The sequence below is a fragment of the Phenylobacterium sp. genome (assembly GCF_024508875.1).
In the GTDB taxonomy this organism is placed as follows: domain Bacteria; phylum Pseudomonadota; class Alphaproteobacteria; order Caulobacterales; family Caulobacteraceae; genus Phenylobacterium.
In genome coordinates, this window is sequence record NZ_JANINU010000002.1 from 31,759 (window position 1) to 49,298 (window position 17,540).

Sequence of the window (17,540 nt, forward strand, 5' to 3'; positions counted from 1 at the left end):
AGAACCGCTCAGGCCGGGTTGTCGAAATCGGTAGCGATCGAGATGTCCCGCCATGCCGCCACATCCGCGCGGAACGCCGCGAACTTGCGTTCGACGATGGCGTGCGCCGCGGGGCCGAGCGGGAGGTGGAGCGGCGGGTTTTCCGCATCGACCGCGCGCAGCATGACGGCGACGGCCTTGGCCGGATCGCCCGCCTGCCGCCCGTCGTTGGTTTCGCGATACTGCAGTCGGCCGTGCGCCGTGCCTGCATAGGCGTCGATCCGGCGCCTGGCGGCGGCCATCGAGCGGCCCAGGAACTCGGTGCGGAAAGGGCCGGGCTCGGCGATGATGACCTTGACGTCCAGGGGACGAAGCTCGTCCGCGAGCGCTTCGGACAGGCCCTCCACCGCGAACTTGGTGGCGTTGTAGTAGCCGAAGCCCGCCGTGCCGGAGAGGCCGGCGCCCGAGGACAGGTTGAGGATGCGCGAGCCCGGGCGCCTACGCAGCGCCGGCAGCGCCGCGCGGGTCGTTTCGATGAGGCCGAACAGGTTGGCTTCGAACAGAGGCCGGTATTCGTCCGGCTCGGCCTCCTCGATCGCCCCGATGAAGCCGAAGCCGGCATTGTTGACCAGGACATCCAGGCCGCCGAAGGCGCCTTCCGCCAGCGCGACCGCGGCGGCGGCGTCGCCGGGATGGGTGACGTCGAGGCGCGTGCAGCGCACCGTGTCAGGGTGCCGCTCGCGCAGCGCCTCCAGCGATCTGGTGGATCGCGCGGTCGCGACGAGACGATCGCCGCGGCGGGCGACGGCTTCGGCGAGCGCGTGGCCCAGCCCGGTCGAGCAGCCTGTGATCAGCCAAGTTTTCACGATCCACTCCTTCGGATGCATTTGCGTGCGCGCGGCTCGGCGACACCCGGTCAGGCTGCGCGGCTCCAAAGCGCAGACGGAATTTAGGTGGTTGGATTTGTTCAGGAAGCGACAATAATGTTCGGCAGGCGTTCATTATTGTACGGGTGACGAGGTGGAGTGGAGCGATGTCAGGATCTTCCTCGCCATCTCCCGGGCCGGGACGCTGGCGGGTGCGGCGAAGAGGCTGGGCCTGAGTCATCCGACCGTCGGGCGCCGGCTTCGCGCGCTGGAGCAGGCCACCGGCCACACGCTGTTCCAGCGGACCGCCGATGGGCTGGTGCCGACCGAGGAAGGCCTGGCCATCACCGCCCTGGCCGAGCAGATGGAAGACGGCGCCCTGGCGATGCAGCGGCGTCTGGCGGGAGGCGAACAGGACCTTCAGGGCAGCTTGCGGATCTCGTCGGCCGATTGGTTCGGCGCCTATGTTCTGCCGCCGATCATCGGCGCCTTCGTGAAGACCTACCCCCATGTCCACCTCGAGCTTCTCACCGGGACGCGGCTGTTCAGCCTGGCGCAGCGGGAGGCCGACATCGCCTTTCGGATCGTCCCGTTCGACGCGCCGGACGTCGTCCAGCGACGGCTGGTCCGTCTGAGCTACGGCGCCTACGTGGCGGCGGAACACCCCGAGCCCGTCTTCGGCGACGGAACCGGCTGCAGCCTCATCACCATGGACACCTCGACGGGACAGTTTCCCGACATCGCCTGGCTGCGGGAAAGCTTTCCGAACGCTCGCCCGGTTCTGGCGTCGAACAATCGCAACGTGCAGGCGTGGCTTTGCCGCCAAGGCGTCGGGATCGCGGTCCTGCCCCAGGTCGTGGGCGACCAGGCGCCGGGCCTGCGCCGCCTACGCCTGCCGTCAGACCCGCCGGGCCGCGATATCTGGATGGGCTATCACCGGGACCTGAGGCGGCTCCAGCGCCTTCGCGCCTTCATCGCCACGGTGACCGACCACCTGGCGACACCGCCGGCCTGATCCCCGCCCCGATCGCCGACCGGCCCATCTGGCGAACAGGTCTGAGCGTCGGACCAGCGCTTCGATATGGCAGCCGGCGCGCCTTGTCCCGGCGGCCCACGCGGCTATATCGACCTACCAGAAGGTAGATCGCGTCGCATGAGCACCGCAGACAAGCTGATTGATGAAGCCGGTCGGCTCATCGTGAACGCCGGGTACAACGGGTTCAGCTACGCGCACCTGGCGGAGCGCCTCGGCATCCGCAAGGCGAGCATCCACCATCACTTCCCCTCCAAGGTGGATCTGGTGGTCGCGGTCGTGGAACAGCAGCGCGCGGCCATACGCGAACAGATCGCGGCGCTGGAGAACGATGAGCCTGACGCCATGGCGCAGCTGCTCGCGTATGTGAACTACTGGAAGCGTTGTATCGAGGACCAGTCGGAGCCGTTCTGCCTGGCCGGCGTTCTGGCGGTCGAGCTGCCCGGCCTGCCCGAGGAAGTGGGCGTCGCCGTGCGCGGGCACTTCAACGACCTCGGCGAGTGGCTCAAGCGTGTCATGGCGCTGGGCGTCCGCCAGGGCGCGATCCAACTGGAACTCGAGCCCGACACCTCGGCTCAATTCTTCCAGACCACCCTTTATGGCGCGATGGTGATGGCCCGCGCCTACGGCGATCCCGGCAAGTTCAACTTCGTCGTCGACGCCTTCCTGGCGCGGATGCGCACCGACCGGAGCTGAGGCCGCTCCGCGCGAGCTCTCGGAACTTCTGACACGCGGGAGGCAGTCGACCATTGTAAGTCATCAGCCTACCTACTAGTTGGTAGGCTCGCTACCTGCTGGTAGCTAGTCCACACAGGAGATTGGCCATGCCGCGCCCCCCGTCCTCGCTCGCCTCGCCTCAGACACAGTGGCTGCGGACCTATTATTTCGTGCGGGCGATCGTCTCGATCGGCTGGATCGCCCTGGCCGTCGCCATCGGCAGGAACTCGCCCCTGTTCGGGGCCGTGCTGTTCGTGGCCTATCCCGCCTGGGACGCGCTGGCGAACCTGATCGATGCGCACAGGAGCGGCGGCCTGCGGGCCAACCCCACCCAGACCGTCAACCTCGCCACCAGCGTCATCACAGCGGCATTCGTCGCGGTTGCGCTCAATATCGGCATACCGGCCGTGATCCAGGTCTTCGGGGGCTGGGCGATCCTCTCGGGCCTGCTTCAGCTCGCCACGGGAATTCGCCGGTGGAAGGTGGCGGGCGCCCAATGGGCCATGGTGCTGAGCGGCGGCCAGTCCGTCTTGGCGGGCGCCTTCTTCTTCAAGCGGGCGGCCGCAGGCTTTCCCCTCGATGTCACCACGGTGGCGCCCTACGCTGCCTTCGGCGCCTTCTACTTCTTTCTGTCGGCCATCTGGCTGACCGTGTGGGCCAGGCCTCGCAGCCCCGCTCACGTTGCCGGATAGCCTCCACCGCAGACGCGCCCACGCCGCCGTCGAGTGGCGTGGGGCCGCCCTCCAACAGCCTGTCCAGGAGCGCATCCACAGCCCGTCACTTGGCAAGCGCGCCCTGATCACCCCGATGCGCAGGGCATCGGCGGAATCATCGCCATGAAGCTGGCGGACGGGTCGCTCAACGATCGCGCCGCCTTCGCGCCACTTGCAGACATTGGGGCCGGGCCCGAAAGCAGACGCTCGACCGCCGACACTCTCAACGACACGTTAGAGCCGCTTCGGAGGCTCGAGCGGCGCCGACCGTCCACGGCGGCAGAGGTCGGCTTTGCGCGAGCATCGAACGCGCCGCCTCACCTTAGGCCGACGGTCGCCTACCGCCATGTTGGCAATGTCGTCCGCCTCCGGCAGGTTCGGACACGGCGAGGCCGCGTTGCGATCAGACAGCGTCGACCATTACGATCTCGCTGTCCTCGAGGGCGGTGACCGTGAAGGCCTCCAGGCCCGCGATGGCCACGCCGTCGCGGGCTTGCGCCGTGACCTCGCCGATACGAACCGAGCCCGCAGCCGGAACGACGTAGGCCCTACGCTCCGCGCCGATGGCGTATTCCGCCGTCTCCCCGGCCTTCAGGGTCGCACCCAGGACGCGGGCGTCGGTCCGGATCGGCAAGGCGTCCGTATCACCCGTCACGCCGGAGGCGAGGGTCACGAAGCGCCCGCTGCGATCGCCCTTGGGGAAAGGCTTCGCGCCCCAGCTGGGCTGCCCGCCGCTCTCCGAGGGAATGATCCATATCTGGAAGATCTTGGTGGTGACACCTTCGCGATTGTACTCGGAGTGCGTCACGCCCGATCCGGCCGACATTACCTGAACGTCGCCAGCCTCGGTGCGCCCCCTGTTGCCCAGGTTGTCCTCGTGGGTGATGGCGCCCTCGCGGACATAGGTGATGATTTCCATGTCGCGGTGCGGGTGCGGTGGGAACCCCGTGTTGGGGGCGATGGTGTCGTCGTTCCAGACCCGCAGCGCACCCCAGTTGGTGCGGTTGGGATCGCGGTAGTTGGCGAACGAGAAGTGGTGCTTGGCGTCCAGCCAGCCGTGGTTCTCTCCGCCGAGGCTCTCATAGGGACGAAGTTCGATCATGGAGTGGCTCCGAAGTTGGGGCCGGCCTTGCGCCGGGGTGATCCGATGGGGCGAACCTAGCCCTGGCAGCCATTCCAGTTCAGTCGCATAAGATCGGACAAAATGATCGATGGAGTTGAACATTGGCCAACCCGGGCACACCCACCTTCGAGCAGTTGCGCACCTTCCTGGCCGTGGTCGACGCGGGCAGTTTCGCGGGAGCGGGACGCCGCCTGAACCGCGCCGTCTCCGTGATCAGCTACGGGATCGGCAACCTCGAGGCCCAGCTGGGCGTGGTGCTGTTCGACCGCGAGGGCTCGCGCAAGCCGCAGCTGACGGTGGCAGGCCGGGCGTTGCTGGCGGAGGCGCGCACCATCGCGCACGGGATCGACAGCCTGCGCGCCAAGGTGAAAGGGCTGCTGGACGGTCTTGAGGCCGAGGTCGACCTGGCCGTCGACGTGATGCTGCCGGCGGAGCGGCTGGGGAAGATCCTGAGGACCTTCGCCCAGGCGTTTCCGACGGTCTCGCTGCGCCTGCACGTCGAGGCGCTGGGGGCCATCACCGCCCTGGTTCTGGACCGCAAGGCTGGGGTCGGTGTCTCGGGTCCGCTGGCGGCGGGCGTCGAGGGCGTGGAGTGTGTCAACGCCGGTTCGGTGCCGATGGTCCCGGTGGCGGCGCCCGACCATCCGCTGGGACGGATGGAACGGATCGCGCCAGGGGCCGGGCGCGACTACGTGCAGCTCGTACTCAGCGACCGCTCTCCGTTTACCGCGGGCCAGGACTTCTCGGTGATGAGCCCGCGGACCTGGCGACTGGCCGACCTGGGCGCGAAGCATGCTCTGCTGCGTGAGGGCGTCGGCTGGGGGAACATGCCGCTGCCGATGATCGAGCCGGACCTCGTGGCCGGGACACTGGTTCGACTGCAGATGCCCGACCACGCCGGGGGCACCTATCGGTTCGCCGGCGTCTGGCGGCGGGACGCGCCCCCCGGACCCGCGGCCTCCTGGCTGCTGGACCAGTTCGTCCGGATGGGCGCCGACGACCGGGAGGAAGCCGGCTTCACCGACATCTGAGCCTCAGACGTGGGCCGGGTTCCGGGCGCCCGGGTGTAGGGCGCAGGCCAGGGTGCCCGCCAACACCAAGCCACCGGCCAGGACCAGCGGGATCACCAGTCCGGTGCGCGTGACCAGCAAGGCGCCCAGGGCCGCGCCGCCGAAGATCGCCACGACGCTGCCGATCCGCCGCGCCCAGTTGGGGTTCGAGCCGCCGGCGACGGTGGAGTCGGCGGCGAGACCGGTGAGCGTGAGGGTCAGGACTGTCGTCGTCAGGTCGGGGATCTTCAGCTGACGGATCGTGGCGTTGCGGTAGCCCATGGCGATCGCCGTCAGCGCGATGATCGCGTAGACGTTGGCTTCGGGCGTCCCCGCTGCGATGTCGAGGCCGACGGCGAAGATCGCCGCCACCCACAACAGGATCGCTTCGATCGTCGCCGACGTGAGTAGCCAGCGCGCCAGGCTGCGATCGGCGTGCGCCTTTCCCGTTCGGCCGGCGACCGCGGCGCCGGCCAGGAACGCGGTGATCGCCACGACATAGGGCGCCACCTTGAACCCTGGCGCGCCGGAGGCGGCGAAGCCCAGGAAGACGATGTTGCCGGTCATGTTAGCGGTGAAGACCTTGCCGAGGCCCAGGACGCTGATGGCGTCCACCAGACCCGTGGTCACAGAGAGCAGCAGCAGCAGCCAGGGCAGCGGCGCGGCGGCACGGCCGGAAGCGGCGGGGGCGGGCGGCTGGGACATGCGCGGTCTCCCGGTCAGAAGCGGAAATTGGCTTCGAGTCCGAACATGCCGACGGTCTCGGCGGGTCCAGTCTCGCGGATGAAGGCGCCCGCCTCGAAGGCCGAGAGGGAGGCCGAGAGTTCGAGCTCGGGCGTGGCCTGCCAGTCGAGGGTGGCCTCGACCTCCTTGCCAATAAAGCGGGCGCGCGAGCCGTTCGCGCCGCGCACGAGGTTCCCCGGCACATCGTAGACGCCGTCGGCCCGTGCGTAGCGCCAGTAAACCATGGCGCTCAGGCCAAGGGAGAGGTCATTGCCGAGGTCGAGCGCGACGCCCGGGTTCAGGCTGACGATGTTGTAGGGCCCCACAGGGGACAGCTCGCCGAAGTATTTGCCCTTGGGAAAGAGGGCGTTGAACGTGCCGAGCTTGCCGTCGGCGGGGTCGGTGTCGCCGCTGACGACGTTGAAGCGCACGGTCAGGTCCGGGCTGAACGGCGCAGTCGGGAAACGCCGGCCGCCTTCCGATCCCACGGTCCAGGCGCGGATCTTCCGGCCGTCGAAACGGCCGGTCTGGACCACGCCTTCGACGTTCCAGCGCCAGTCGCCGGCCCGCCCGAAGCTGCGGACGCCGAAGCTGTCGCGATGCTCGTCGCCCGTCCGGCCGCCGAAGGTCGCGTCGCGGTGGCGGAACCCCAGATAGTAGAGGTCGAGGTTCGGCAGCGTGGCGTAGGCGCCCAAGAGGGCCTTGGCCGAGACGCGCTCGTCGTCGAAGGTCCCGGGGCCGGCGCGCACGGGCTCCGCCCGGAAGACGCTGACCTTCGCCCGACCCGCGTGGAGGTCGGCGCGAACCGCGTCGAAGGCCAGCGGGACGTTGGGACCATAGCGCGCGCCTACCAGGCGTTCGCTGCCGAGCGGCATGAGCTGGCGGCCGGCTCGAAGGACGAGGGTGGTCTCGCCCAGCGGCGCGGAGACCTCCGCGAAGCCCTGCAGCAGATCGAGGCCGGTGCGATCGACGGGCCCTGCCGCGGGCTGGACACCGACGGCGTAGGCGGCGATCGGTTGGACGAACGCGCGGACCTGGCCCAGGTGCAGATCGGCATAGGGCAAGGCGCGGACCCACATATAGCCGTCGTCTGGCGCGGCGGCGCCGCCCCACTCATTGTTGCTATAGCTCTCCTGGCGAAGCCGCAGCTCCAGGCCAGTCGTCAGCCAGGTCGAAGCGCCGCCGAGCGGGACGTATTTGAAGGGCTCGCTCCAGCGACCGGTGCGGGCCGCCGGATCGGCGAGCCGCGACCAATCCTCGTCGAAACGGGTCGTCGTCAGGGTCGGCGGCGCGCCGGGTTCCGCGGCGGCCGGCACGGCCGCCGCGGCGCTGAGGCTCGCCGCCAGACCTGCAAGGATGCGACGCGCGATCATAGGACCGGCCGCGTCTCGCGGTGCGCCAGCATGGCCACGAGCACGAAGCCGCCGATCAGCCCCAGGTGCTCGAAGAAGGCGTTGGTCGCCATGAAGCGGTCGTGGCCGGCCGGCATCGCCCAGAAGGCGTTGGCCGTGAGGGCGGCCAGGCCCGTGAAGACGCCCAGCATCCCGGCGCCCAGCCAGGCCCAGTGACGGGTCATCACCAGCGCGCTGCCCACCAGTTCGACCACGATGGTCAGGGCCGCGAACAGGGCCGGCGGGTCGAGGCCGAAGTGGGCCTGCTCGGCGACGGCAGCCGGAAAGTCGGCGGCCTTGACCACCCCGCCCAGGACATAGGCGCTGACCAGGGCCAGCTTGGCGGCGAAGAGCGCCGGCCGCGCGTCCAGGATGGCGGCGACCAAGGAGGGCGGATTGCGGGCGCCCATCTCACACCGCCCAGCAGCCGCAGCCGAACGCGCCCCAGAACGCCTGGGCGTCGGCGGCCGGCGCCTCGCGGCCGAGCGCGGCGGCGTGGTCGTGGCCGTGGACGCCGCACGCCTTGGCGCAGCCGCAGGCCGCGGCCATCAGGGCGGCCGTCCCGCGCCTTGCGCGGTCCTGGTAGCCGCCGAACACCCGGACCGGCGACCACTCCGGCATCGGCTTGGGCAAGTCAGGCGCGAGGGGCGCGTAATCGCCCTCGCCGTACACCACCCGGCCGCCCAGCAGGGTCAGCACGGCGCCCAGGTGGGCGATCTGGTCCTCGGCCACGCCGAAGTAGTCGTCCGACAGCACCGCCAGGTCCGCAAGTTGGCCGGCCTTGATCTGCCCCTTCTTGCCCTGCTCGTTCGAGAACCAGGTGTTGGCCTCGGTCCAGAGGCGCAGGGCGCTTTCGCGGTCCAGGCGATTGGCCTGCGGGTAGAGACCAAGGCCGCCCACGGTCTTGCCGGTCACCAGCCATGACAGCGAGACCCAGGGATTGTAGCTGGCCACGCGGGTGGCGTCGGTGCCGGCGCCCACCGGCACGCCGGCGGCCAGCATCCTGCGGATCGGCGGCGTGGCCTCGGCGGCGCGTTCGCCGTAGCGCTCGACGAAGTACTCGCCCTGGAAGGCCATGCGGTGCTGCACGGCGATGCCTCCGCCGAGCGCCGCGATCCGGTCGATGTTGCGATCGCTGATCGTCTCGGCGTGGTCGAAGAACCAGTGGAGCCCGTCGAAGGGAACGTCGCGGTTCACCTTCTCGAACACGTCCAGCGCGCGGGTGATGGTCTGGTCGTAGGTGGCGTGCAGCCGCCAGGGCCAGCGGTTCTCGGCCAGCAGCCGGATCACCGGCTCGAGGTCGCCTTCCATGCTCGCCGGCATCTCGGGCCGTTCGACCCGAAAATCCTCGAAGTCGGCCGCGGAATAGACCAGCATCTCGCCGGCTCCGTTGTGGCGATAGGTGTCGTCGCCTTGGCCGGGCTTCACCTGCTTCGACCAGCCCGCGAAGTCCGCCAGCTCTTCCTTCGGCTTCTGGGTGAAGAGGTTGTAGCTGATCCGGAGCGTCAGCTGGTCGTTGGCGTGCAGCTTCTCGATGATCGCGTAGTCTTCGGGATAGTTCTGGAAGCCGCCGCCGGCGTCGATCACGCCGGTGACGCCCAGGCGGTTCATCTCGCGCATGAAATGGAGGGTGGAGTTCAGCTGAAACTCGGGCGGCAGCTTCGGCCCCTTGGCCAGGGTGGAATAGAGGATCGTGGCGTTGGGCCGGGCCAGCAGCAGGCCGGTGGGATTGCCCGCCGCGTCGCGGACGATCTCGCCGCCCGGCGGGTTGGGCGTGTCCTCGGTGTAGCCCACCACCCGGAGCGCGGCGGCGTTCAGGAGGGCGCGATCGTAGAGGTGCAGGATGAACACCGGCGTGTCGGGCGCCGCGGCGTTCAGTTCCTCAATCGTTGGCAGGCGCTTCTCGGCGAACTGGTGCTCGGTGAAGCCGCCGACCACGCGCACCCACTGGTTCGGGGGGGTGATCTGAACCTGCTTCTTCAACATGGCCATGGCGTCCGCGAGGCTGGGCACGCCGTCCCAGCGGAGCTCCATGTTGTAGTTCAGACCGCCGCGGATGATGTGCATGTGGCTGTCGATCAGACCCGGGATCACCCGCCGTCCCCTGGCGTCGATGACGGTGGCGTCGGGCGCCGCGGCGGCGCGGACTTCGGCCTCCGACCCCACCGCCAGGAACTTGCCGTCGCGGATCACCACGGCCTGGGCCTGGGGGTTGCTCCGGTCGAGGGTGGTGACCTTGGCGTTCGTCAGGATCAGATCTTTGGTCATGGCGGGTTTCCGGTCGGCGGCGTGGGCCTGGGTGGCGAGGGTCGCGGCGGCGGCGACGAGGGTCTGGCGGCGGCTGAGCGGGGTCATGCGTGGTCCTTGTCGGCGGGCTCGGACCTGGGCGGCGGCGCGCCCAGCACCCGGGGCGCGCACTCCGTTCTCAGGAAGGCCGCCACGTCGTGCCCGCCTAGGACCCGTTTGGCGACCGGTAGAGCTTGTTCACCCAGGAGAATTCCCATGAGGCCCAGCAGGGCGACGGCGGGCGGGGCCGGAGAGCGGACGTTGAGCAGGCTGTAGATCACACCGATCAGCAGACCCGCGCCCAGTGAAAGCAGGTAGGGTTTCATCGTCCGCTCTCCCATCGCCTAGCTGCGGGCGAAGGCCAGCAGGTCGGCGTTCAGGCGGTCCTGGTGGGTGGCGGTCAGGCCGTGCGGCGCGCCCTCGTAGATCTTGAGTGTCGCGTTCGGGATGATCTTGGCCGACAGCATGCCGGCGTTGGCGATCGGGACGATCTGGTCGTCGTCCCCGTGGATGACAAGCGCGGGCACGTCGATCCTCTTTAGGTCCTCGGTGTAGTCGACCTCCGAGAACTCGTGGACGCAGAGGTACTGGCCGAGGGCCGAGCCCTGCATGCCCTGCGCCCAGAAGGACTGGCGCAGGCCTTCGTTGATCTGCACGCCGTCGCGGTTGAACCCGAAGAACGCGATGGGCAGGTCCAGGTAGAACTGCGAGCGGTTGTCGAAGACGGACTTGCGGATGTCGTCGAAGATCTGGATCGGCAGGCCGTTCGGATAGGCCTCGGTCTTGGCCATGATGGGGGGCACCGCGCCGATCAGCACCACCTTGGCCACCCGGCCCGTGCCGTGACGGCCGATGTAGTGCGAGATCTCGCCCCCGCCGGTCGAATGGCCGACGAGGATGGCGTCCTTCAGGTCCAGATGCTCGATCACCGCGGCGAGGTCGTCGGCGTAGGTGTCCATGTCGTTGCCGGTGGCCGGCTGGTCGGAGCGGCCGTGGCCGCGGCGGTCATGGGCGATCACCCGGTAGCCGTTCTGGGCCATGAACAGCATCTGGCCGTCCCAGGCGTCGGCGCTGAGCGGCCAACCGTGGGAGAAGACGACCGGTTGGCCCTGGCCCCAGTCCTTGAAGAAGATGCGCGTACCGTCTTTCGTCGTCACGAAGCTCATGACTCGTGTCCTTGATCTCGAGGGGATGTAAGGGAGACGGGCGGGCGCGCGAGCCCGCCCGGTTAGCAGGTCAGTGGCCGCCTTCGGAGGCGCCGAACATGGTCTTGGCGTAGGTGACGCCCAGGCCATAGGCGCCGCCCAGCCTCTTTGCGACGCCGGTGGTGAAATCGTAGGTCTCAGCCCGGGCCCAGTCGCGTTGCAGCTCGAGCAAATACTGCAGGGAGGTCATCGGCTTGGCGCCGGCCTGGATCATCCGCTGGACGGCGCGCTCGTGGGCTTCGTCCGAGATGTCCCCAGAGGCGTCGGTGATCACATAGACCTCGAACCCCTGCTCCAGCGCCGAGAGCGCCGGGCCGACGATGCAGACCGACGTCCAGAGGCCGGCGATCACCAGGCGGTCCTTGCCGATGCGGTTGACCTCGTCGATTACCGCCGCGTCTTCCCAGGTGTTCATCGAGGTGCGGTCCAGCAGCTTCTGGCCCGGGAAGGCGTCGGTGATCTCGCTGAACATCGGGCCCGAGAAGCTCTTCTCGGCGACGGTGGTGAGGATGGTGGGGACCTTGAAGCCGGCGGCGGCGTTCGAGATCAGGGCGGCGTTGTTGCGCAGCAGGGTGGCGTCGATCGACTTGGTGGCGAAGGCCATCTGCGACTGGAAGTCGATCAGGACGAGGGCATGGTTCGTGGGAGAAATCAGGCCCTTGGCGGGGGTCGGCGTGGCGGTGATGGTCATGTAGTCTCTCCTGGCTCTTTCGAGTGGCCCCGCCGCGCCCCAGGGCCTGCGTTCGCCGTGAGGCAATAGGTACGAGTCCTCGAACGACGCAGGAAGTTGGATAAAATCCGACATTCCATTCGAAATATTAGAATGACCGCGGTCGCTGGCGACATCGTGCACACACGCCGTGCAGCCGTCGCCGCGGCGACACCTCGCGCGTCCGATTGGCGCCCCGCGCCTATCGGCGCCATGGATGACCGGGACTTTAAGGCCGCTAGTCGATCATCCAATTCTTCCGCCCCGACACTTCGGGAGCGCAGCCCAGCCAGTTCGACCGAGCGTCAGCTGAGATGTCGGCTCGGCGCCAGAAGCGGACATTGAGATCGGGCCGACGAGCGGACATTGGGCGGCGCCTCGTCGGCTCACGGACAGGAAGCAGCAGCGCTAGCAGGAAGACGCGATCACGTCGCTTCGATGGCGGGCAGCATGTAGAGGCCGTTCAACAACTGCGGCTTCGGCAGGTAGGCGCGCATCATCATAGTGAAGGGGCCGCGTTGCGGCGCGGGCAGCCAGTTCGCGCGGCGCGCCTCGCCGGGATCGTTGCGCCCGATCCAGATATCGAGGCTGCCGTCGCTGTTGCGGCGCAACCCCGGCGTACGGTCGCCGATGGAGTAGCGGTTGAGGCTGTTGGGGGTGAAGAACGACTGACGCTCGGGCGTGGCCTCGTACATGGACAGCGACCAGAAGGCGTTCACCGGGGGAAGGCGGCCCGGCGCGAACCGCAGTCGAAACAGTCTGTCGCTGTCGAACGTCAGCGAGCCGTCCGGCGCGACGGCGTCGAAATACATCGCCTCCTCGTTCGGCAACGCGCCGATGCCATGCAGCGCGAAATCGGCGCGGAGGAAATAGTCCTGGTCGAAGACGCCCAGCTTGCGCGCGGGATAGCGCCAGCCGTCGCGGATGACGACGCCGGAATCGCCGTCGGCGCCGGCCGAGTCATGGCTGTCGCGCACATCGCGCCGCCCCTGTGCGAAGCCCTCGCTGATCCGTCGGCGATCACGCTCGGTGAACTGCTCCGCATGAAACGCGCCGCCGGGCCGGACACCGAGGGCGGCAATGCTCCGGAAGAACCGCAGGTCGGTGACGGGCGGCGGAAAGAGGTCGATGAGCTGTTGGGCGCGCGCGAAGTAGGCCTCCCACTCCAGATCGCGACCCGCATGGGCCTCCATGACCCGCCCCGGCGGACCTCGCGTGACGATGGCGTCTTGCACCTTCCGCGCCGCCTCCAGGTCCTGAGGTCCGTCGACCAGGATGCGGAAGGACAGCCACACCATCGAGTGCGGCGAGCGCAGCGCGCCCGGGGGTAGCGGCGCGTCTGGACCCACGACCCGGATCACGCCGCCGCCTCCCCCGGTCGTCCGCGTCCCCAGGACGGCGAAGTTGTTCGTGAACATGTCGCGGAAGGCGACGCAGATGTAGCGATCGCCGGTCGGCGGAATGACGACGTCCACGGGGCCGCGCGACAGGTCGAGCCAACCCCGCGTGTAGAGTGTGTCGTTGTTCGGCGTCGTCACCTGCCGCGACTCGGGTCCTCGGAGGGTCCGGTGCGAGGTGAGAACGTTGGCGGCCTCCGGCGTTCGGATATCCGCCGCATGGAACCGGCTCAGCTCCAGGAGCGGCAGAAAGTAGATGAAGGCGGCGCGGGCGGCCGCGCGAAGGTCGAGGGGCGTATCGCGGCCGATCGTTGTGGCTTCGATGGCGGCGGCGCGCGCGGACGCCCCAAGGCCACTGCTCGCGGCCGCGAGTGCGGCGCCCGTCAGGAATGTCCGTCTTTGCACTGCAATGTCTCCGGCCCGGTGCGATCGGCAGTCTCTCCCGCCTCGTGCCTCAGGCCGCAGCCGCAGGCAGGATCGGCGGCAGGCGATAGTCCCCCTTCAGGAACCGGGCCTGCGGCAGATATGCGCGGAAGGTGAGCGAACCTGCGGGCCCGGCGGGCAGTGGGAGCCAGTTCGCCGTCCGAGGCCCGCCCGGATCCGCACGCGACAGCCAGATGTCGAGCGACCCGTCAGGGTTCGTGCGCAGGCCGGGCGTGCGATCGCCGATCGAGTAGCGATCAATCGGATTCTCGGCGAAGTAGCGTTTCGAATCTGCGGCCACCTCGTACATGCTCAGCGACCAGAAGCCGTCCACCGGCGGCAGGCCGCCCGCGGGAAAATGAAGCCGCCAGCTCTTGTCGGCGGCGATGGCGTTGCGGCCCTGCGCGTCGACCCCGCGCAGGTAGAGCGCCTCTTCCGGCGGCAGACCGCCGATGCCGTTCATCGCCACCTGCGCGCGGCGAAGAAGGTCGGGTCCGCCGGGCCGCAGGTCCGGATAGAGCCAGCCGTCCACGGTCTGTCCGCGCCAGGGCGCCCGCGCCGCGGCGCGCGCCTCCGTCACCCCGGCTTCGATCTCACGCCGCGCCCCCGCGTCGAACCGGGCCGCATCGAAGCCCCCGGTCACTCCCAGGCCGAGCGCCGAAATGCGCTGGAAGAAGGCCGCGTCGACGAGCGGTGGCGGGTTCTCCTTCAGCAGCGCCTGGACGCTGGCGAAATAGTCTGGCCACGGCGCGTCGTTCGCCGCATGGGCGTGGTCCGGCGCCGCGGCGCCGCCGGAAATTCGCAGCCGATCCTGCAGACGCCACACGGCCGGAAGGTCGTCCGGCCCGGTGGTGAGGAACCTTGCGAGGAACCAGACCCAGACCGAAGGCGCCCGCACGGCGAAGGGGTCCGTCGTGGCCTGGCCGGGCCCGACGAGGGTCACGCGCCGCGCGGCCGGACCCGTGGTGCGCGAGCCGAGCACCGTGAAGTTGCGTCCCGTCGCGTCCATGAAGGCGAAGCTCGCATAGCGCTCGCCGATCGCGGGCAGGTCGATGGTGACCGGGCCACGCGCGAGGTTGATCCACGCGTTGGAGTAGATCGTGTCGTTGTTGGGCGAGGTCACCCATCGGTCCGCCGGGGTGGCCAGCTTGCGATGATGCAGCAACCGGTTCGCCCCTACCGACGAGAGCAACTGCGCACGGTTGGCGGCGGCCTCGATGAGCGGCAGGCCATAGAGCCAGGCTTCGGCGGCGGCCTGCTTCAGCTCGATGGGCGCCGTCGGTGCGCCGCGCGCCCCGCCGGCCGCGAGCGCGATGGCGCCCATCGCGGCGATCTGAAGCAGGGCGGCGCGTCGGCTGCGGAAGGTGACGGTCATCATCGCCTCCGGCGCCCGCCGCCTAGTATCTGGCCTTGATCTCGACACCGATGGTGCGGGGAGCATTCACGACGCACCGCTGCACCGTGCCGCCCGTCGCGGCGTCGCGAAGACCGAAGGCCGCGTCGCTGAACTGGGCATAGATGCCCGTGCAGTAGTCTTCGTCCGTCAGGTTGGCGCCGAAGACCGCCAGTTCCCAACGGCGGTCCTCCGGGAACACCGACAGGCGCGCGCTCAATTCCTGGTAGCCCTTCTGGATCGCCTGGGGATTGCCGTCGCCCGCCGCGCTCAGGTTCTGCGAACTCGTGAAGCTGAAATCCGTGCGCGCGGAAAACTGCAGGTCGGCCACGCCAAGCGCATGTCCGTACTCGGCGGTCAGGTTGCCCTGCCACTTCGGCGAGGAGCCGGGGCGACGGCCGGTGAGGTCCTGAATGCCGCCGAAGCCCGGGAGCCCCGGCGCGCCGACGAAGCTGCGGTATTCTGAGTCCAGGCGGGTTCCGACCACGGCGAGCATGAGGTTGCGGGTCGGACGCGCCGTCACGTCGAATTCCAGGCCCTGCTGCCGGATCGAGCCGGAGTTGCGGGTGCTGAACGAAATCCCGTCGTAGCTCCTGAACTGGAAGTCATCGATGTCGGTGCGGAAGAGGGTCGCATTGGCCACCAGCTTCCGATCCAGCCACTCGCTCTTCACGCCGAACTCCAGGTTCTTCGTGAGCTCGGGGCGGAAGACCCGACGCTGGTTGAGCGCCTGGGCCGCGCCCCCGGAGTCGAAGCCGCCCGACTTGAAGCCGGTCGCATAGGTCGCGAACAGCATGATGTCGTCCGTGGGCTTGAACGTCGTGTTCAGGCGGTAGGTGACCTTCTCGTTGGACGTCTTGAGCAGCGTCGCTTCCGGCGCACGGGTGCCGATCAGGATCGTGTTCGGAACAATCGTGAAGAAGCTGCCCTCCTTGTCGTCCCGGGTCCAGCGAATGCCGGCCGTGACATCCCAGGCGTCGGTGATCTTGAACGTCGACTGTCCGTAGGCGGCGTAGCTGGTCGTGTTCTGCGCGAAGTCGACGTCGGAGGCCATGGCGCTCGGTCCGGCCAGGCACTGGGCGACCCGCGCGTTCGCGGTGGCGGGCGGCGAGGTGTTGCGCAGGAAGACGGTGCAGTAGGTCGGCGGCAGGCCGAAGGTTTCTCCGAGCGCATACTTCTCGTGATAGAAGTACAGGCCCGCGATATAGCTCAGGCGCCCATTGAAGAGGCCGTCCTGCGGCGACAGCACCTGCAGTTCCTGCGAGTGCATCTTCGACGAGAAATACCCATCCCGGGAGATCAGCGGCAAGGGCACCGCGCCGGCGCTGGCCTCGTACTGGCGATCGTACCAATCGCGGTAACCGCTGAGCAGCTTGAAGGTCGGACCATCCGGCAGGCTCAGGACCAGCTCGCTCGACGCGCCCCACTGGCGGTCGTCGAGATCGCCGGCCGTGCTCTGGTTGACGCGGCGGCTGAAGGTGTCGTCCAGCACCGGGAGGTTCGCGGTCAGGGGCCCGGCCCCGTCAGGGTCGAGACGCGTGGTCCAGTTCGCTCGCGCCGTCGGCGTCACCGTCGACGCCAGGACCGACGAGATCGGGGAGCCGGTCCCGGTCACGTGCTGGTAGTCGCCCCGGAGCGTCCAGGTGAGGTCCGGCGTGATGTCCCGCCGTCCGGTTCCGCGGATCGCGAAGGTGTCCGACGGACCCACCCGCTTGCCGTCCAGTTGGTTGCGGCCAAACCCGTCGAAGCTCTCGGCCAGGCCCGACACCCGGAAGGCCATGGTCTCGCCGACCGGCGCATTGACCACCGCGGTCGCGCGACGGCGATCGTAGTTGCCGTAGCTGAGCGTTCCGAGGGCGCTGAACTCCCGGGTCGGCTGGCCGGTCCGGATATTGAGCGCGCCCATCGAGGCGTTGCGTCCGAAGAGCGTGCCCTGAGGGCCGCGCAGCACCTCGACGGCGGCGACGTCGTTCAGGCCGCCGAGCAGCGCTCCGACACGCGGGACGTAGATCCCGTCGATGAAGGCGGCGACGCTGGGCTCGATGGCTGTGTTGCCGGAACTGCCGATGCCCCGGATCGCGACGCGCGTGTTGCTGACCTGCGGCGACGTGGCGATGAACAGGCTAGGCGTGATCCGGCGCAGATCGCGGACATCGCGCACATTGGCGGCCTCGAGCTGGCGCTCGCTGAAAGCGCTGACGGAGATCGGCACGTCCTGGACGTTCTGCTCGCGCCGCTGGGCCGTGACGACGACCTCGTCGACGGCCGCCGCTTCTGTCTGGGCCAGGGCCGGCGTCGCGAACAGGGGCGCCGCGGCGGCAACGGCGGCGAACAGCGAGCGCTTGAAATTGGTCATGTTTCCCCTCGGTCTTGTTCCCGGGAGGCTGCGTCATGTCCGCAGGCCCAGGCCGTTCTTGAGCGGGAGACCTAGACACGACATCGGCGTCGGTCAGCGCGGGGCGACGTCGCGCCATCATAGCCTGGGTGCATGATGGACGCGCGAGAAGCCTTATGACTTCAGGCTGATAGCAAC

Annotated in this window: 16 protein-coding genes; 4 read left to right on the forward strand and 12 right to left on the reverse strand. The window is 68.8% G+C overall.

All coding sequences use genetic code 11. The features are described from left to right. Positions 1 to 8: 8 nt before the first annotated feature. Complete coding sequence (locus tag Q0L11_RS00500; RefSeq protein WP_296594879.1) at positions 9 to 914, reverse strand: oxidoreductase; 906 nt, start codon at positions 912 to 914, stop codon at positions 9 to 11. An 85-nt stretch (positions 915 to 999) separates the two neighbouring features. Here Q0L11_RS00500 and Q0L11_RS00505 point away from each other — a divergent pair, with 85 nt between their 5' ends. The 3 genes from Q0L11_RS00505 to Q0L11_RS00515 all read left to right on the forward strand — a co-directional run bounded on the left by Q0L11_RS00505 (position 1,000) and on the right by Q0L11_RS00515 (position 3,287). Further along, positions 1,000 to 1,860, forward strand: coding sequence for a LysR family transcriptional regulator (locus tag Q0L11_RS00505; protein ID WP_296594880.1), 861 nt, complete (start codon positions 1,000 to 1,002; stop codon positions 1,858 to 1,860). A 138-nt stretch (positions 1,861 to 1,998) separates the two neighbouring features. Next, on the forward strand, positions 1,999 to 2,574 hold the full coding sequence (locus Q0L11_RS00510; protein WP_296594881.1) for a TetR/AcrR family transcriptional regulator: 576 nt from the start codon (positions 1,999 to 2,001) through the stop codon (positions 2,572 to 2,574). A 128-nt stretch (positions 2,575 to 2,702) separates the two neighbouring features. After that, positions 2,703 to 3,287 carry a DUF308 domain-containing protein gene (locus Q0L11_RS00515; RefSeq protein ID WP_296594882.1) on the forward strand — a complete coding sequence of 195 codons (585 nt, stop codon included), beginning with the start codon at positions 2,703 to 2,705 and terminating at the stop codon, positions 3,285 to 3,287. Between the two features lie 424 nt (positions 3,288 to 3,711). On the opposite strand, the gene Q0L11_RS00520 is transcribed toward Q0L11_RS00515, so the two are convergent. Continuing rightward, on the reverse strand, positions 3,712 to 4,410 hold the full coding sequence (locus Q0L11_RS00520) for a pirin family protein (protein ID WP_296594883.1): 699 nt from the start codon (positions 4,408 to 4,410) through the stop codon (positions 3,712 to 3,714). 122 nt (positions 4,411 to 4,532) lie between these two features. Here Q0L11_RS00520 and Q0L11_RS00525 point away from each other — a divergent pair, with 122 nt between their 5' ends. Then, complete coding sequence (locus Q0L11_RS00525) at positions 4,533 to 5,462, forward strand: LysR family transcriptional regulator (protein WP_296594884.1); 930 nt, start codon at positions 4,533 to 4,535, stop codon at positions 5,460 to 5,462. 3 nt (positions 5,463 to 5,465) lie between these two features. On the opposite strand, the gene Q0L11_RS00530 is transcribed toward Q0L11_RS00525, so the two are convergent. The 10 genes from Q0L11_RS00530 to Q0L11_RS00575 all read right to left on the reverse strand — a co-directional run bounded on the left by Q0L11_RS00530 (position 5,466) and on the right by Q0L11_RS00575 (position 17,363). Continuing rightward, positions 5,466 to 6,185 carry a YoaK family protein gene (locus Q0L11_RS00530; RefSeq protein ID WP_296594885.1) on the reverse strand — a complete coding sequence of 240 codons (720 nt, stop codon included), beginning with the start codon at positions 6,183 to 6,185 and terminating at the stop codon, positions 5,466 to 5,468. A gap of 14 nt (positions 6,186 to 6,199) precedes the next feature. After that, positions 6,200 to 7,576, reverse strand: coding sequence for an alginate export family protein (locus tag Q0L11_RS00535; RefSeq protein WP_296594886.1), 1,377 nt, complete (start codon positions 7,574 to 7,576; stop codon positions 6,200 to 6,202). Then, positions 7,573 to 8,004, reverse strand: coding sequence for a DoxX family protein (locus Q0L11_RS00540; RefSeq protein ID WP_296594887.1), 432 nt, complete (start codon positions 8,002 to 8,004; stop codon positions 7,573 to 7,575). The genes Q0L11_RS00535 and Q0L11_RS00540 overlap by 4 nt, the downstream gene beginning before the upstream one ends. A gap of 1 nt (position 8,005) precedes the next feature. Next, the gene (locus Q0L11_RS00545) at positions 8,006 to 9,949 is read right to left on the reverse strand and encodes an amidohydrolase (protein ID WP_296594888.1); all 1,944 of its coding nucleotides are present in this window, start codon (positions 9,947 to 9,949) and stop codon (positions 8,006 to 8,008) included. Beyond that, complete coding sequence (locus Q0L11_RS00550) at positions 9,946 to 10,206, reverse strand: DUF1427 family protein (protein WP_296594889.1); 261 nt, start codon at positions 10,204 to 10,206, stop codon at positions 9,946 to 9,948. Before Q0L11_RS00550 ends, Q0L11_RS00545 begins: the two co-directional genes overlap by 4 nt. 18 nt (positions 10,207 to 10,224) lie before the next feature. Continuing rightward, the gene (locus Q0L11_RS00555; protein ID WP_296594890.1) at positions 10,225 to 11,046 is read right to left on the reverse strand and encodes an alpha/beta hydrolase; all 822 of its coding nucleotides are present in this window, start codon (positions 11,044 to 11,046) and stop codon (positions 10,225 to 10,227) included. 70 nt (positions 11,047 to 11,116) lie between these two features. Next, a complete protein-coding gene (locus tag Q0L11_RS00560) occupies positions 11,117 to 11,776 on the reverse strand; it encodes a hydrolase (RefSeq protein WP_296594891.1) in 660 nt (219 codons plus the stop codon). Positions 11,777 to 12,219: 443 nt separating this feature from the next. Beyond that, the gene (locus Q0L11_RS00565) at positions 12,220 to 13,596 is read right to left on the reverse strand and encodes a DUF1254 domain-containing protein (RefSeq protein ID WP_296594892.1); all 1,377 of its coding nucleotides are present in this window, start codon (positions 13,594 to 13,596) and stop codon (positions 12,220 to 12,222) included. A gap of 49 nt (positions 13,597 to 13,645) precedes the next feature. Next, positions 13,646 to 14,989 carry a DUF1254 domain-containing protein gene (locus Q0L11_RS00570; RefSeq protein ID WP_296594893.1) on the reverse strand — a complete coding sequence of 448 codons (1,344 nt, stop codon included), beginning with the start codon at positions 14,987 to 14,989 and terminating at the stop codon, positions 13,646 to 13,648. Between the two features lie 22 nt (positions 14,990 to 15,011). Beyond that, complete coding sequence (locus tag Q0L11_RS00575) at positions 15,012 to 17,363, reverse strand: TonB-dependent receptor (RefSeq protein ID WP_296594894.1); 2,352 nt, start codon at positions 17,361 to 17,363, stop codon at positions 15,012 to 15,014. Positions 17,364 to 17,540: the final 177 nt, after the last annotated feature.

Bases quoted from the DNA above. Each gene is read 5' to 3' on its own strand.
- Q0L11_RS00510 (WP_296594881.1), top strand. From the start codon at position 1,999: ATGAGCACCGCAGACAAGCTGATTGATGAAGCCGGTCGGCTCATCGTG.
- Q0L11_RS00515 (WP_296594882.1), top strand. From the start codon at position 2,703: ATGCCGCGCCCCCCGTCCTCGCTCGCCTCGCCTCAGACACAGTGGCTG.
- Q0L11_RS00520 (WP_296594883.1), bottom strand. From the start codon at position 4,410: ATGATCGAACTTCGTCCCTATGAGAGCCTCGGCGGAGAGAACCACGGC.
- Q0L11_RS00530 (WP_296594885.1), bottom strand. From the start codon at position 6,185: ATGTCCCAGCCGCCCGCCCCCGCCGCTTCCGGCCGTGCCGCCGCGCCG.
- Q0L11_RS00535 (WP_296594886.1), bottom strand. From the start codon at position 7,576: ATGATCGCGCGTCGCATCCTTGCAGGTCTGGCGGCGAGCCTCAGCGCC.
- Q0L11_RS00540 (WP_296594887.1), bottom strand. From the start codon at position 8,004: ATGGGCGCCCGCAATCCGCCCTCCTTGGTCGCCGCCATCCTGGACGCG.
- Q0L11_RS00545 (WP_296594888.1), bottom strand. From the start codon at position 9,949: ATGACCCCGCTCAGCCGCCGCCAGACCCTCGTCGCCGCCGCCGCGACC.
- Q0L11_RS00550 (WP_296594889.1), bottom strand. From the start codon at position 10,206: ATGAAACCCTACCTGCTTTCACTGGGCGCGGGTCTGCTGATCGGTGTG.
- Q0L11_RS00555 (WP_296594890.1), bottom strand. From the start codon at position 11,046: ATGAGCTTCGTGACGACGAAAGACGGTACGCGCATCTTCTTCAAGGAC.
- Q0L11_RS00560 (WP_296594891.1), bottom strand. From the start codon at position 11,776: ATGACCATCACCGCCACGCCGACCCCCGCCAAGGGCCTGATTTCTCCC.
- Q0L11_RS00570 (WP_296594893.1), bottom strand. From the start codon at position 14,989: ATGACCGTCACCTTCCGCAGCCGACGCGCCGCCCTGCTTCAGATCGCC.
- Q0L11_RS00575 (WP_296594894.1), bottom strand. From the start codon at position 17,363: ATGACCAATTTCAAGCGCTCGCTGTTCGCCGCCGTTGCCGCCGCGGCG.